12 protein-coding genes are annotated in these 15,116 nt (G+C 73.8%); all 12 read right to left on the bottom strand.

All coding sequences use genetic code 11. The features are described from left to right. Window positions 1-63 precede the first annotated feature (63 nt). The 12 genes from IEZ05_RS34970 to IEZ05_RS34915 all read right to left on the bottom strand — a co-directional run bounded on the left by IEZ05_RS34970 (window position 64) and on the right by IEZ05_RS34915 (window position 14,826). On the bottom strand, window positions 64-1,371 hold the full coding sequence (locus IEZ05_RS34970) for an ABC1 kinase family protein (RefSeq protein ID WP_189234384.1): 1,308 nt from the start codon (window positions 1,369-1,371) through the stop codon (window positions 64-66). A 254-nt stretch (window positions 1,372-1,625) separates the two neighbouring features. Next, entirely contained in the window at window positions 1,626-3,893 is a 2,268-nt protein-coding gene (locus tag IEZ05_RS34965; protein WP_189234349.1) for an anthranilate synthase component I, read from the bottom strand. A 158-nt stretch (window positions 3,894-4,051) separates the two neighbouring features. Beyond that, window positions 4,052-5,194, bottom strand: a complete 1,143-nt coding sequence (locus tag IEZ05_RS34960; RefSeq protein WP_189234348.1) for an acyl-CoA dehydrogenase family protein — start codon at window positions 5,192-5,194, stop codon at window positions 4,052-4,054. After that, window positions 5,176-5,703, bottom strand: a complete 528-nt coding sequence (locus IEZ05_RS34955) for a PaaI family thioesterase (protein WP_189234347.1) — start codon at window positions 5,701-5,703, stop codon at window positions 5,176-5,178. Before IEZ05_RS34955 ends, IEZ05_RS34960 begins: the two co-directional genes overlap by 19 nt. Before the next feature lie 515 nt (window positions 5,704-6,218). Beyond that, window positions 6,219-7,346 (bottom strand): ferritin-like domain-containing protein, encoded by a 1,128-nt coding sequence (locus IEZ05_RS34950; protein ID WP_189234346.1) that lies wholly within the window; start codon window positions 7,344-7,346, stop codon window positions 6,219-6,221. Further along, window positions 7,343-8,875: a class I adenylate-forming enzyme family protein gene (locus IEZ05_RS34945; protein WP_189234345.1), complete on the bottom strand. Its 1,533-nt coding sequence runs from the start codon at window positions 8,873-8,875 to the stop codon at window positions 7,343-7,345. Before IEZ05_RS34945 ends, IEZ05_RS34950 begins: the two co-directional genes overlap by 4 nt. A gap of 1 nt (window position 8,876) precedes the next feature. Next, entirely contained in the window at window positions 8,877-9,122 is a 246-nt protein-coding gene (locus IEZ05_RS34940) for a phosphopantetheine-binding protein (RefSeq protein WP_189234344.1), read from the bottom strand. Further along, window positions 9,119-10,138 (bottom strand): transglutaminase, encoded by a 1,020-nt coding sequence (locus IEZ05_RS34935; RefSeq protein ID WP_189234343.1) that lies wholly within the window; start codon window positions 10,136-10,138, stop codon window positions 9,119-9,121. Before IEZ05_RS34935 ends, IEZ05_RS34940 begins: the two co-directional genes overlap by 4 nt. Further along, on the bottom strand, window positions 10,135-10,392 hold the full coding sequence (locus IEZ05_RS34930; RefSeq protein ID WP_189234342.1) for an acyl carrier protein: 258 nt from the start codon (window positions 10,390-10,392) through the stop codon (window positions 10,135-10,137). The genes IEZ05_RS34935 and IEZ05_RS34930 overlap by 4 nt, the downstream gene beginning before the upstream one ends. Next, a complete protein-coding gene (locus tag IEZ05_RS34925; protein WP_189234341.1) occupies window positions 10,389-12,062 on the bottom strand; it encodes an AMP-binding protein in 1,674 nt (557 codons plus the stop codon). The genes IEZ05_RS34930 and IEZ05_RS34925 overlap by 4 nt, the downstream gene beginning before the upstream one ends. 5 nt (window positions 12,063-12,067) lie before the next feature. Then, entirely contained in the window at window positions 12,068-13,666 is a 1,599-nt protein-coding gene (locus tag IEZ05_RS34920) for a class I adenylate-forming enzyme family protein (RefSeq protein ID WP_189234340.1), read from the bottom strand. Between the two features lie 254 nt (window positions 13,667-13,920). Then, on the bottom strand, window positions 13,921-14,826 hold the full coding sequence (locus IEZ05_RS34915) for an alpha/beta fold hydrolase (protein WP_189234339.1): 906 nt from the start codon (window positions 14,824-14,826) through the stop codon (window positions 13,921-13,923). Window positions 14,827-15,116: the final 290 nt, after the last annotated feature.

Below are 15,116 nucleotides of genomic sequence, written 5' to 3'. Positions count from 1 at the left end.
GTTATACAGGCGAACGGGGATCGGGGGCACGCGCTGCCGGGAGGGCCGGACTGCTCCAGCCGTTCAGTGGCCCCCGGCCTCCCCCGCCACCCCCTGCCGCGCGTCGGCCGTCCCGGGCACGAATCCCGGCAGCCACCGGGCCACCTCCGCGCGGAACGGGATCTCGCACTCCAGCTGGCACAGCACCGCCGTGGCCGCGCCGACGACCCGGTTCACCAGCACGTAGGAGGGCGGGAGGTTGAAGCGGCGCAGCAGTCCGCCCTCGCGCAGGTCGACGGACTGCACGACTTCCTCGCGGAGCCACTCGCGCGTGAAGCGGTACGTCTCACCGGCCGACGGCGTGGCCACGGGCAGCAGGAACGCGCCGAGGGCGGCGTGGTCGAGCGGCGCGCCCGGCGTGATGAAGCCCTCCTGTACGAGGACTTCCTGAGCGGCGGCCCAGTCCCCGTCCTGGGCCAGCCGGATCAGGCTGCCGAGGGCCGCGGGGAAGCCGTCGGGGAGGTGTTTGACGGCGCCGAAGTCCAGGACGCCGAGCCTGCCGTCCGGGAGCAGGCGGAAGTTCCCGGGGTGCGGGTCGGCGTGCAGGCGTCCCGCCCGCTCGGGCCCGGAGAACAGGAAGCGCGCGTACATGAGGCCCGCGTCGTCGCGCTCGGCCTGCGATCCCTCCCGGATGACGGAGGCGAGCGGTGTCCCCTCCAGCCACTCCGTGACGAGCACCCGGCGGGTGTACGTCACCACGTCGGGCACCAGGATCTCCTTGTCACCCCGGTACTCGTCGGCGAACGCCTGCTGGGCCTCGGCCTCCAGCCGGTAGTCCAGCTCGTCGGCGACCCGTTCGCGCAGTTCGCGCAGCATGGGCTCGACATCCAGGCCGGGGGTGGCCAGGGAGAACAGCCGGATCAGGCGGCCGAGTCGGGCGTAGTCCCCGAGCAGTGCCTCACCGGCGCCCGGGTACTGGATCTTCACGGCGACGGTTCTGCCGTCGGTGTGGACGGCCCGGTGCACCTGGCCGATGGACGCGGCCGCCGCGGGCGTGTCCTCGAACGCGGTGAACCGTTCGCGCCAGTCGGGGCCGAGTTCCTCCCTCAGGACGGCGTGCACCTGGTCCGCCGGCAGGGCGGGCGCGGCCTCCTGGAGCAGGGTCAGGGCGGCCCGGTAGGGGCCGACCACCTCCGGGGGGAGCGCCGCCTCGAAGACGGAGAGCATCTGGCCGAACTTCATGGCCCCGCCCTTGAGTTCGCCCAGGACGCGGAAGAGGTGCCCGGCGGTGCGGCGCTGCAGTTCGCCGGCGAGCAGGTCGACGGGCTCCCCCAGCAGACGCCGCCCGAACCCGAGCGCGGAGCGGCCGGCGAAGCCGAGCGGCAGGGACATCAGGCGTGCGCCGCGGGTGAAGGAGGAGCGGGGGATGGCACGGGCGGTGGGAGCGTCGTGCGGTGCCGCGGTGGGAGCGTCGTGCGGTGCCCCCGCGTGCTCTTCCCCGACGCCCGCGACACGCTCGTCCGCGGGTGCACCCGCGGCCTGGTCCGCCGGTTCCGCGGTGCCCTGGTCCGCCGGTGTCCCGGCAGGGTCGTCCGCGAGGTCTCCGGCGCGGTCGGCCGCCGGGTCTCGGTGGGTCTCGTTCTTCGTCATCGCGGGCTCCCCGCCGTCACGGTGGCCCGTACAGGGCCCTTGAGTCCGGTCACGGCGTTGGCGATCAAAGCCAGTCCCGCGCCCTCCCCCGTCGTCATGATCGACTCGGGGTGGAACTGCACGGCCGCCACCGGCAGCGTGCGGTGCTCGATGCCCATCACCGTGCCGTCGGCGGTGCGGGCGGTCACCCTCAGCCCGTCCGGCAGCGTCGCCGGATCGGCGTACAGGGAGTGGTAGCGCCCGGCGCGGAACCGGGCCGGCATGTTCCGGAACACGGTCCCCCCGTCACCGGCGACCTCGACGGACGACGGCTTGCCGTGCACGGGCCACGGCAGCGTGCCGAGGGTCCCGCCGAAGTGCTCCACGATGCCCTGCAGGCCCAGGCAGACCCCGAACACCGGCAGCCCGCGGGTCAGGACCCCGTCCAGCAGGGCGGACATCCCGAAGTCCGCGGGGCGGCCGGGGCCGGGTGACAGGAGCACCAGGTCGGGGGCCACGGTGTCGAGCAGGTCCAGGGGGAACCCGGCGCGGTACGTGACCACCTCCGCGCCGGTCTGCCGGACGTAGTCGCCGAGCGTGTGCACGAAGGAGTCCTGGTGGTCGACGAGCAGGACGCGGCGCCGCTCGCCGGTCCGCACCGCCGGCGCGGCTCCCGGCCGCACGCCGGTCCGTTCCACCGCGTCCCGGCCCGCGTGCTCGCCCGCATTCTCGACCGCGTCGAGCAGCGCGCTCGCCTTGAGCGCGGTCTCGTCCTCCTCCGCCCGCGGGTCCGAGTCGAACAGCAGCGTCGCCCCGGCCCGCACGGTGGCGACGCCGTCGCGGAACTGGACGGTGCGCAGGGTGAGCGCGGTCTCCAGGCCCCCGTCGAAGCCGATGCGGCCCACCGCACCGCCGTACCAGCGGCGCGGGCTGCGCTCGTGCTCCTCGACGAAGGCGATCGCGGCACGCTTGGGCGCTCCCGTGACGGTCACCGCCCACATGTGGCTCATGAAGGCGTCGAGCGCGTCGCGGTCGTCGCGGAGCCGGCCGCGGACGTGGTCGACGGTGTGGATGAGCCGCGAGTACATCTCGATCTGCCGGCGCGCCAGGAGCTCCACGCTGCCGGGCACGCACACCCGTGCCTTGTCGTTGCGGTCGACGTCCGTGCACATCGTCAGCTCCGACTCCTCCTTGTCGGAGCCGAGCAGCGTGCGGATCTGTTCGGCGTCCTCCTGGGGGTTCCGGCCGCGCGCGACGGTGCCGCTGATCGGGCAGGACTCGACGGTGCGGGCGTGCGGGTCGACGCGTACGAACATCTCCGGCGACGCCCCCACCAGGTGCTCACCGTCGGCGAGGTTCATCAGCAGGCCGTACGGCGCCGGATTGCGGGTGCGCAGCCTGCGGAACACCTCCGAGGGCGGTGCCCCGGCGCGCCGGTGGAAGCTCTGGCCGGGCACGACCTCGAACAGGTCGCCGGAGCGGAACCGCTCCTTGGCGAGGTCGGCGAGCTCCGCGTACGCCCCCGGGGCGTGGTCGCGCGGGGCGGCCGGCCGGGCCGGCGGCGCGAGGGGCGCGGCGGGCGTGGCGCGGTCGAGCCCGACGGTGCTGCGGCCGGCGTGGGAGAAGTCGTAGCTGTGGCGCACCGCGGTGCCCCGGTGCCGGTCGATGCACAGGATCCGGTCCGGCAGGTGCAGGGCGAGGACGCGGTCGCGGGGGTCACGGTCCTGGTGCTGCGGTACGGGGTCGAGCTGCAGGACGAGGTCGTAGCCGAACGCCCCGTACAGGCCCCACACGTCGTCGTGCGGTCCCGCCAGGGCGGCGACGACGGCGCGCAGCACGGTGAAGGCCGAGGGCAGCCGGGTGCGGTCCTCTTCGGCGACGGGGACCCGGTCGTGCCGGGCGCCGCCGCTCGGGTCGATCGGGACCGTGACGGTGCCCGCGGTGTCGTCCCGGCGTGGCCCGAGCGGCGTCAGGGCCCGGAAGAGCGCGGGCAGCAGGACCCGGCCGCGTTCGTTGAGCGCGCGCAGCCGGACGTCGTCCTGATGGGCGGTCACCTCCACAGGCGGGTCGACGTAGGCGATGTCGTACGGCCGGTAGCGGCCCGGCTGGTCGCAGCGGCCCGACATCAGCAGTCCGCGCCGGGTGTCCAGGGCTTCTTCCAGACGGGCCAGCTCGGTCTCCGCCCGTGCGAGGTCCAGGGGCTCGGACAGGCGGGTCACCTCGGCGCCGGCCGGGGTGGTCCACTGGTGTGCCGTCGCCGCGGTCCGGTGGGTCGTTGCCGTCATCGTGGTCCTTTGCGTCGGGTCGTCGGCGGGTTCGCCGCACTGGTGCGGCCGGAGCTGACGGCCGGGCGGGGGCGGCCGGTGAGGAGCGCCGGTCTATGCGGCCGGGGTGAGGCCGGGAGCGGTCGGAGGGGCCCCCGGAAACGGCGCGGGCGACCGGATCAGACGCCCAGGTCCCGGCCGATGATCTCCTTCATGATTTCGTTGGTGCCGCCGTAGATCGGGTGCACCCGGTTGTCCACGAACGCCCTGGCGACGGGCGTCTCCCGCATGAAGCCGTAGCCGCCGTGCAGTTGCACGCAGCGGTCGAGCACCCGGCGCTGGACGTCGGTGGCCCACCACTTGGCCTTGGCCGCGGCCACCGCGTCGAGGCGTCCCGCGTTGTGCTCGGCCACCGCCCGGTCGACGTAGGTGCGGGCGACGTCCAGTTCCGTGGCCATCTCGGCCAGTTCGAAGCGGACGTGCTGGAACGTGCCGACGGGCTGCCCGAAGGCGGAGCGGTGCTTGCAGTACTCGAGGGTCTGGGCGAAGGCGGTCTCGGCGGCGGCCACGGCGTAGGCGGCGATGCCGAGCCGCTCCTGCGGCAGGTTGGCGGCCAGGTGCAGGAAGGCGCGGCCGGGCGTGCCGAGCAGGTTGGCCGCCGGGACCCGGACGTCGTCGAAGAACAGCTCGGCGGTGTCCTGCGCGGCCATGCCGATCTTCTCCAGCTTGCGGCCGCGGGAGAACCCGGGCATGTCGCGCTCGACCACGAGCAGGCTCAGCCCCCGCGCGCCCCGGCCTGGGCGGGTCCGGGCGACCACGACGACCAGGTCGGCGTGGATGCCGTTGGTGATGAACGTCTTCGCGCCCCGGAGCACATAGTCGTCGCCGTCCTGGAAGGCGGTGGTCCGGATGGCCTGGAGGTCGCTGCCGGCCTCCGGTTCGGTCATCGCGATGGCGGTGACCAGGTCGCCCGAGCAGAAGCCGGGCAGCCAGCGCCGCTTCTGCTCGTCGGTGGCGAGTTCCAGGAGGTAGGGCGCGACGACGTCGTTGTGCAGGGCGAAGCCGATGCCGGTCGCGCCGACGCGCATGATCTCCTCGCTGAGGAGGACCTGGTAGCGGAAGTCGCGGACACCTCCGCCGCCGTACTCCTCCGGTACGTCGATGCCCAGCAGCCCGAGCTTGCCGGCGCGGCGCCACACCTCGCGGTCGACGAGTCCGGCGCGCTCCCAGTCCGCGTGGAACGGGACGATCTCCCGCTCGACGAAGTCGCGCACCATGGCCTGGAAGTCGCGGTGGTCCTGGGTCAGTTCGCTGTCGCGCATGTCCCTCGCTCCGTCTGCGGGCCGGTCGTGCGGTGGGTGATCTGTTCGACGGTTCCGGTGCAGGCCCGGCTGCCGGCCTGCACGAAGCGCACCTCGGCCACGGCACGCCGGGTGGAGCAGCTGGTCAGTACGGTCTCGATGCGGACGGGGCCGGGCACCAGCGGGGCGTGGTAGTCGACGGACAGCCCGGCGGTGAGGAAACCGGTGCCGTCCGGGATCGCCGACAGCATCACCAGTCCGGCGAAGTGGTCGACCAGGCAGGCGATCCAGCCGCCGAAGACGACGCCGGGGGTGAGGGTCAGCTCCTCGTCGAAGGACGTCTCGCAGACGACCAGGCCGGGCAGCCAGGAGGTGGCGGGCGGCAGCGTGAGCGTGCGGGCGGCCGGCGGGTCGGGCACCGAGCCGTCGGCCAGGCCGACGAGCATGCGCCGGCCGCTGGTGTCCGCACCGTCCGGTGCCAGGCCGCGCAGCCGGGTCGGCCGGGTGGGTGGCGGGGTGGTTTCGAGCATGCTGGCATCTCCGCTTTTCCAGGGGTCGAGGACCGGTACGGGGTGGGCGCCGCGCCCTGCCGGGCACCGCGAGGTCCCACCGGCCACCGGGCGTTCCGGGGTACCGGCCGTGCGCACCGCGTGGGGCCGGTGCTGCGGCGGACCGGGGTCGCCGGTCACCGGCTGATCGGCCGGCAGGCAGCGGACGCCGGGCGCCGCTGCCGTGGCGGCCCGGGGCCGTTCGGGGTGCCGGGCAGCGGGCCGGACCGCGGCGCAGCGCCGCCGGACGGCCGCCGCACGAGCCGGCCCCGGCCCCGCAGGACGCGTCGGACGGCACGGCACCGCAGATGCCCGTGGCCCCCACCGGCCGGCGGCGCCGGGCGGGACCGTACCCGGCCCGCAGCAAAGGTCGGGCCACCCCGGCGTCGGACCGCACGGCACCGCCGGTGTCCGCGGCGCCGCGTCGCGGACCGGGGTGATGGGGCCGCCGCCGCGACGGGGCCGGGGGATGTACCCCGGCGCGGCGGCGGCCCGGTTCAGGGGGCCGGCGTGCCGTCCGAGGGCGCCGCGCTGCCGAGGTCGGCGACCTGCTCGATGTCGCGGTGCCGGAACGCCATCTCCCGCTCGGTCAGCGCGTCCACGGCGGCCTTGTCGTCCAGGGCGCGCAGCGCTTCCTCGTCCACCTCGTGGAAGCCGAGGACGCCCATCTTGGCCAGCGCCTCCTGGACCCGGGGCCCGAACATCCCGATCTCCTTGAGGCCGGGCACGATGCGCATGAAGACCAGCCGGCGGAACTCCCGCTTGGCGGGCGAGCGCCGGGAGGCCTTGATCGCCTCCTCGCCGTACCCGAGGTGCTGCCAGATCTCGTCGTCGACGTACCGGTCGCGCAGCGCCCAGCAGCCCTCGACGACGAAGTCCTCGCGTTCCTTGAGCTCCGCCTCGGACAGGTGCGGATAGTAGCCGCGCAGCAGCAGCCGGCCGAAGGCCACGTGCCGGGCCTCGTCGCGGGCGACGTAGGCGCTGAAGGCGCGGGCCAGCGGGTCGCGCAGCCGCTCGCGGTGCACGCCGAAGGTGGCCAGGCCCATGTTCTCGACGAGGATGTGCGCCGCCAGCACCCCGAAGTCCCAGCGGGGTTCGCGCATCGCCTGCTCGAACATGGCGGAGATCGACGGGGACAGGCCGTAGCGCAGCCCGATCTTCGTGTGCAGGAACCGGTTGAAGCCCTCCACGTGCCGGGCCTCGTCCATCATCTGCGTGGCCGCGTACAGCTTGGAGTCCAGGTCCTCCACGGTCAGCAGGATCTTGCCGACCGCGATGAGCGCGGCCTGCTCGGAGTGGAGGAACTGCGAGTACAGCCAGCCGCTGCTGTGCCGGCGCACGATGCGCCGCTCGCTCTCCGGCAGGCGGTCCCACAGCTTGGAACCGGCGATGGAGATGAAGTCGTCGGGCAGGCCCAGCGGGTCGTCGGGGTCCACCTCGTGGTCCCAGTCGAGCCGCTCGTCCATGTCCCACTGGCGCTGCTTGCCCTGCTGGTACAGCCGGACCAGTTTGTCGTTGCGCCGGTCGTAGTCCCACTGGATGACGGCCCTGCCGTTGACCGGGACGGCCCACTCACCGGCGAGGTCGGTCAGGACCTCGGGACGCGTGTAGTCGGTGGTGCTCATGAGGTGTTCTCCCTGTCGGCGGTGAGCGTCTGCCGGGCGATCTCGCGCAGGTCGGTGCGCAGGGCCTTGCCCGCCGGGTTGCGCGGGATGCGCTCGATCGGCAGGAAGTGGGTGGGCCGCTTGTAGGGGGCGAGGCCCGCCACGCACAGCCGCAGCAGTTCCTCCGGGTCGAACCGGTCGTCGTCGGCGGGCTGCACGAACGCCACCGGCGTCTGGCCCCAGGTCTCGGACGGCACGGGGACGACGACCACGTCGGCGACGTTGCCGGACTGCCGCAGGACGTACTCGATCTCGGCCGGGTAGACGTTCTGGCCGCCGCGCAGGATGAGGTCGTTGCGCCGGTCGACGACCCAGACCCGACCGTCCTCGTCGACGCAGCCCACGTCGTGCGTGTTGAGCCGGCCGTCGCGCAGGACGTCGGCGGTGGCCTCCGGGTTCTTCCAGTAGGCCTGCATCAGCCCGTCGCCGCTGACCTGGAGTTCGCCGATGACCCCGGCGGGCACCTCGTGCCCGTCGGCGTCGGTGACGCGCAGCCCGGCGCCGAGCATCGGCACGCCGACGCAGACGGCTCCGGGGACCGGCGGCGGACCGACGGGGGTGTCCGGGCGCAGGGTGAGGACGGGTCCGCCGCCCTCGGTGATCCCGAAGATGGTCTGCAGGTCGGCGCCGAGCCGTTCGCGCGCCTCGCGGGCCAGGCCCTCGGGCATCGGGGCGGCGCCGTGCAGCAGCAGCCGCAGCCGGGACAGGTCGGTGCCGGGCAGGCCCTTGGCCCGCAGCAGGAGCCGGACCATGGACGGCACGAGGAAGGCGTGCTCGATCCCCCACCGCTCCAGGGCGGCCAGGCAGCCCTGCGGGGTGAAGCGGTCCAGGACGCAGACGATGCCGCCCGCGGCCAGGTGGTCCAGGGCGATGACGACGCTGCCGTGGAAGAGCGGGCCGGCGTTGAGGAAGGCGGTGCCCGGGCGCGGGCCGACGTCGGCGATCCAGGACAGCGCGTTGATCTGGAGCGAGCGCTGGTCGACGACGACGCCCTTGGCGCGGCCGGTCGTCGCCGAGGTGTGCAGGATCAGCACGGGGTCGGACATGCCGGTGCCGTCCTCGTCCGCGGCCCCCGCGTCCGCGGACCCGGCGGTCTCGTCGGGCAGTTCGGCGACGGTCGCGATGTCGGTGACGGGCAGCCCCGGGTACAGGGCGCCCAGCCGGGCCGCGTACGCCTCCTCGGCGACGGCCGCCGAGGGCTCGACGGACTCCATGATGGCGCCGATCTCCGGGTCGGTCAGCGCCGGGTTGACCGGCACCGCGACCAGGCCGGCGACGGCGCAGGCGAAGTAGGTCTCCAGCACCTCGACGCGGTTGGCGCTGAGCACCAGGACGCGGCTGCCGGGCAGGGTGTCGTGGCGCAGCCGGGCGGCCAGGGCCCGTACGTCCCGGTGCAGGGTGCGCCAGCTGACGTCGCGGCGGACGTCGCGCAGGGCGAGGGCGTCGGGGTCCCGGTCGAGGCCCCGGCGCATCACGTGGTTCAGCCACATGTCAGCTCGCCTCCGTCCCGGCCAGCCGGGCGACGGCGCGGACCGTGGTGAGGCCGAGGAGTTCCTCGTCCTCCAGCGGCCGGCCGAGCTCGTCCTCCAGGTTCAGCGCGATGCGGATCAGCTCGCCCGAGCCGATGCCGGCGCCGGCGAAGTCGTCGTCGTCGCCGAGCCGGTCCAGCAGGACGGGGTGGTCGAGGCTGCCCCGGATCAGGGCGCGTACGTCGGTCAGGGAGCGGACGGCGGTCATGAGCTCCTCCTGGGGCGGGCGCCGACGCCGACCATCGCCCAGTAGGGGGCGGGTTCGCCGTCGAAGTGGACGAGGGGTTCGGCGCTGTCGGTGCGGCAGGGCAGCAGCCGGTTGAAGCGGCTGCCGAGGCAGGCGGCGGCGAACTCGGGCGACTCGGCGACGCCCCGTTCGTCGCCGACGGTGGCGACGAAGGCGAAGACCGGGTCGAGCGACTTGTGCACGCCGTCCTCGACGACGTCGCACCAGGCGTGGTCGCTGCCGAACAGCCCGAGGAGGTAGCCGCGGCGGGCGGTCGCCTCCAGTCCGGCCGCGCGCAGCCGGTCGGCGAGCAGCCGGGAGGCGACGACGCAGTCGGCGATGCCGAGTTCCCAGGCCCGGTGGTGGTCGGCGCGCAGGGGTTCGGGCACGGTCTGGTAGATCACGCGGCGCGCGGCCAGGGCGTCGACGACCTCGGACCACGCCTCGTGGATGCGCGGGTCGCGCACGGTGTGCGCGGCGCCGGTCAGCCGGATGGCCGCGGTGTATCCCGAGTCGTGCAGCGGCCGGTCGAACGGTCCGCCCTCCAGCAGTTCCACGCCGGGCGCCGACAGGTCGGGGACCCGCACGGTCACCTTCCGCTCCCCGTCGCCGGCGGCGCGGTCCTCCGCCGCCTCGCCGCCGGCCGTACGGGAGGGATGGACGCCGATCTCCCAGTCGCGCGGTGCGAACCAGCTCGCCCGGGGGGCGGCGGCGAAGCGCATCAGGAAGCGCAGGCCGAGTTCGGGCACGGTCTGGCCGGTGCCGCAGAACATGCCGACGTTCATCAGGTCGTCGTAGTCGAACAGCGGCCCCCGCGCGGAGTCGACGACGTGCGGCAGTCCCGCCGAGGCGAGCCGGGCGACCTGTTCGGGGGCGGCCCGCAGGGCGCGGGCCGCGGTCGTGGTGTCGGTGTCGTAGCGGGCGACGTCGGGCGGCGCGGTGCGGAACCGGTCGAGGGCGCCGAGCAGGGTGTCGGCGGCGGCGGTCTCCACGGTCATATGGAGCTGCCCTCCCGTGTCAGCTTGGCGACGAAGTCCGCCAGTTCGCGCACGGTCGCGGTCTCGAAGAGGAAGTCGTCGGGGATGACGACGTCGCACTCGTCCTCGATCTCGGTGATCGCGCGCAGGGCCTTGACGGACTCGATGCCCGGCACGGCCGACAGCGGCTTCTCGGGGTCGACGGACGACTCGGCGACGCCGGCCTGTGCGGCCAGTGCCCGTACGACGATGTCCAGGGTCGCGGTGACGCTCACGAGTGCTGTCCTTCCGGGGCGGTGGGCTGTGCGGAGTGGTGGCGGCGGTACAGGTCGGCCGCGCCGGAGCGCTTGACCTTGCCGGAGCTGGTGAAGGGGAGGGTCTGCGGGGAGACCGCGAGGGTCTCGACGGCGGTGAGGCCGAGGTGTTCGGCCAGCCGGGTGCGGATGGCCTCACCGACGGCGCGGGCCGTGTCGGTGTCGAGCTTCGTCTCCCAGATCACGACCATGTACTCCTCCCGGTCGTCCTCCCAGGCGAAGGCGGCGCAGTGCCGGCGGTCGACGCCGGGGGTGGACTTGACGATCTCCTCGACGTCCTCGGCGTAGTAGTTCTGGCCGCGGACGACGGCCATGGCCTTCACGCGGCCCATGACGTAGAGCTCGCCGTCGTGGCGGAAGCCGATGTCGCCGGTGCGGAGCATGCCGTCCGGGGTGAAGGGCTGCTGCTCGTCGGGCAGCCCGAGGTAGCCGGGTGTGACGGGGGCGCCGCCGATCTGCACCTCGCCGACCACGCCGTCCTCGAGGGGTGTGCCGTCGGCGTCGCCGATGCGCACCTCGACGCCCTCGACGGGCCTGCCGCAGGAGACGACGGTGCGGGTGGTGGGGCCGGGCTCGGCGGCTTCCCTGACGCGGTCGCCGACGGCGAGGCTGGAACGTTCCGCCTCCAGGCTGCGGTACGGGGTGCCGGGGGTGCCGGTGCTGACGATGAGGGTGGCCTCGGCGAGCCCGTAGTTGGGCTGGACGACCTGGGGGCGCAGCCCGTACGGCTCGAACGTCCGCTGGAACTCCTCCAGGCTGGAGCGGCGCACCGGCTCGGAGCCGTTGCCGCCGTAGCGCCAGGCGGACAGGTCCAGGTCGTCGGGGATGCCCTTGGCGGCGGCGGCGACCAGGTAGTCGTAGAAGAAGTTCGGGGCGGGCAGGATCGTGGCGCGGCTGGCGCCGAACTCGGTGAGCCACCGCATCGGGCGGCGGACGAAGTCGCCGGGCTGCCACAGCGAGATCGGCGAGCCGGCGCGCAGTGCGGCGAGCAGCGTGAACAGGCCCATGTCGTGGAAGAGCGGCAGCCACTCGCCGAGCCCGTCCTCGCTCGTCCACCCGGTTCCGGCCTCGATCGCGTCGAGACCGGCGGACACGTTGGCGTGGGTGACCACGACGCCCTTGGGGGCGGAGGTGGAGCCGGAGGTGTACTGGACGATCGCGGGTGCCGTGCCGCCGCCGTTCGGGGCCGGCAGGTCCTCGCGGGAGTGCGGGGCGTCGGCGATGTCGATGAACGGGATGTGCGGGACGGCCTCGGCGACGCGGGCGACGATCCGGCCGCCGAGGCTGCCGTCGACGAGCATGGCGTCCAGTGCGGCGTCCTCGGCGATGCGCCGCACGTGGGCGGCGTAGGCGTCGGCGCCGCCGAAGGCGACCGGGAGGGCCAGCGGGACGGCCGCCGCGTCGAGGCGGAGCGCGGCGAGCAGGCCGCGGACCCAGGGTTCGCCGTTGGCCATGAGCAGGCCCACCCGGCGCGGGGCGCGGCCGTCGCGGGCCGCGAGGACGGCACCGGCCGTGCGCTCGGCGCGGTCGAACAGGGCGGTGCCGGAGACCGGTTCCTCCGTGCGCGAGGGCGTGTGCAGCAGGGTGCCGTCGCGCAGGCCGCGGGACAGTTCGTGCCAGAGGTGCGTCATGCTGCTCAGGCCTCCTTCGGGGCGGTGGCGGCGGTGCGGTGGATCCGGCCGGCGAGCTTGCGGCGCAGCACGGACCGGCGGACCTTGCTGGTGCCGGTGACGGGCATGGCCTCCCACTCCCAGAAGCGCACCTGGAGGCCGGGGAGGCCGGCTTCGGCGGCGACGGCGTGGAACCGTTCGGCGTCCGGGGTGGTGTCCGGGCGGGGGCAGGCCACCGCGAAGACGGTGCCGTCGTCGTCCTTGACCAGGACGAGTTCGACCAGTTCGGGCAGGGCCTCCAGCAGGTGGTCCTCCTTCTCCAGGAGGCTGCCGACGCCGTCGACGTGCTCGACGGAGCGGTCGAGCAGTTCCAGCGAGCCGTCGTCGAGGAGGCGGCCGATGTCCCCCATCGGCCACCAGGAGTCCTCGGGCGGCATCGGGTCGCCGCCGACGTATCCGCGCATGCGGCCGGGCGAGCGGGTCTCGATCAGGCCGGGCGTGTTCGGCGGCTGCGGGACGCCGTGCTCGTCGACGATCCGGATCTCCATGCCGCCGCCGCTGTGGCCGACGTTGCGCGGCGAGTAGTCGGCGGACTCCTCACGCGTGACGATGCGCAGGCAGATGGGTCCGGACTCGGTCTGCCCGTAGGCCTGGAAGTAGTGGGCGCGGGGGTGTTCGGAGGCGTTCAGCAGCGTCCGCACGGTGCGCGGGTGCATGGCGTCGAAGGTGCTGATGAACCGTTCGACGTGCTGGAAGGGGCGGTCGGGGTCGCCGGCGAGGGACTCCCACTGGATGTAGACGTTGGGGTGGGTCTCCAGGGAGGTCGGGCGGTGCTCCAGCATGAGCCGCTTGACGTTCGCGGGGTCCGGGTCGGCGATGGCCAGAGCGGGCATCGCGGTCTCCAGTGAGGCGAGCGTGCCCGCGCAGGTACGGGCGTGCACGAAGGACAGGTGCTTGGCGTTCAGGTCCTGCGGCGAGTACTGGTCGCGGAAGATCATGATCATCGGGGCGACCATGCCGAACAGGGAACGGGTGGAGTGCGCGGCCATCTTGGGCGCCCCGGTGGTGCCCGAGGAGTGGGTGATGACGAACCACTCGTCGGCGTCGCGCGGGCCCGCGGTGTGCGCGAGGCGCTCCTGCAGCGGTACGACCCAGTTCTCGTCCGTCTCCTCCAGGCACAGCACGTTGCGGGTCAGCCGGCGCAGTGCGTGCCGGTGTTCGGTGAGCCGCGACAGGCCGGTCGAGTCGACGACGAGGTACGGGTCGTCCAGGCGCGCGAAGCACTCCAGGAGTTCCCCGGTCTCCATGGCGGAGGAGAGCAGGGCGGGCAGGGCACCGATCTTGCCGAGGGCGCACATCACGCCCTCGACCTCGATGTGGTTGCGCTGCACCACGGCGACGACGTCTCCGCGCCGGATGCCGCCGGCCCAGAACCGGTCGGCGTAGTCGTCGACGGCCCGCGCGAAGTCCGCGAAGTCGCGGACCGGGTGGTCGTACGTGCGCCAGGGCGTGTCGGAGAGGAAGGGGGTGTCGGGGTACTTCTCCGCCGCGACGGCCGGGAGGATCCCGAGGGGTGCGGTCGGCTGCGGCATGACATCGAGCTTCAGTGCGGATATGTCAGGCATGGAAAGTCCCCCTGCTCGGCCTGGCGAAGACGTCCGGGCAGCACGAAGTGCGCGCCGGGTTGCGGCTGTCCGGTGTCGGAAGTGGTCGGGATCGCTCACCGTCCGGTCGGGAGCGGCCGACATGAGACAAGAGGTGGTTTCCGGGCCATGCACTCCACCGGAATCCGAGATTTTCCGGACGCTCCGGCTCCGCCACGGCCGCACCCGGCGCGCCCCCGGTGCGCGGTGCGCGGCGGAGCCGTGGCCGGGCGGGGTCAGCGCGGGCGGGAGAAGAGCCGCTCGGCGGTCCGGGCGACCAGGTCGGGCCGTTCTTCGTGGAGGTAGTGACCGCACTCCGGGACCACCTGGACCCGCAGGTCGTCGGCGTGCCGGCCGGCCGGCGTCAGCACGCCCGGGGGCAGCATGAAGTCACGCGCCCCTCCCATGATCACGGTCGGGGTGGTGAGCCGGAGCTTCTTGTACCGGCCCGTCAGCAGCCGCGCGATGTCCCGCAAGGCGAAGGCCCGGTGCAGTGCCTCCCCGGCGCGCGCCCGCGCGGGCTCCCGGCTGGAGCGGACGAACTCCTCCATCGCGTCCGGGGTCCAGACCGTCCGGTCCACCACGCCCTTGCGCATCAGGTAACGCGTGAACCCGGGCCGGTTGCGCAGCAGCCGGCGCCCGAGGAACGGCTGCTCCAGCAGTGCCGTGTACCAGAACCGCCAGGACTGCGGCATCAGGCGCCGGTGCTGCGGCCAGGGGTGCATCATGTTCAGCGCCAGGTAGTGCGTGACGCGTTCTGGTGCGCCGAGGCAGAGGTGGAAGCCCGTCCAGGCGCCCCAGTCGTGCCCGATGAGGCGCACCCGGTCCAGGCCCAGTTCGTCCAGCAGGGCGACCACGTCGGCCACCCTGCTGTCGGTGTCGTAGCCCTTGCCCGGCGCGTCGGACCAGCCGAAACCGCGCTGGTCCACGCAGATCAGCCGGTAGCGGCCGGACAGCAGCGGGATCAGCCGCCGCCAGCCGTACCAGTGCTGGGGGAAGCCGTGCAGCAGCACGACGGGCTCCCCCTCTCCCGCCTCGGCGACGTGCAGGCGTACGCCGCCCCGCACGGTCACCCAGCGGTGGCGTACGCCCGCCAGTTCGGGCTGGGGCGGTGACGCCGAGACGTTCTCCACGGACTCCACGCGAGCTCCTGAGGGTTGTCGGACCGGTTCGTTCGTTCGGTCGGTCAGGAGGCGGCGGCCGTGCCAAAGGTTCCCGCCGGGTACGAGGTCTCCCACGGGACCGCACCCGGCGGGGGGACGGACCGGAGCCCGGTCCGGCTGCGGACACGCCGATGCCGCCGGACCGGGGCCCGGCGGCATCGGATGACGCGGCGCCCGCTCGGGCCCGCGCCAGGGGGTGTCGTTCGGATCGGGCCGGCTCCGGGCGACGGTGCCTGGTGGCCGGCCTGCACCGGACCCCGCATCCGGCA

Origin of the sequence: Streptomyces flaveolus (assembly GCF_014648815.1) — a bacterium.
Classification (GTDB): Bacteria; Actinomycetota; Actinomycetes; order Streptomycetales; family Streptomycetaceae; genus Streptomyces; species Streptomyces flaveolus.
Note: the sequence above shows the minus strand (reverse complement) of the source record. Positions and strands in the feature narration are given on the sequence as shown.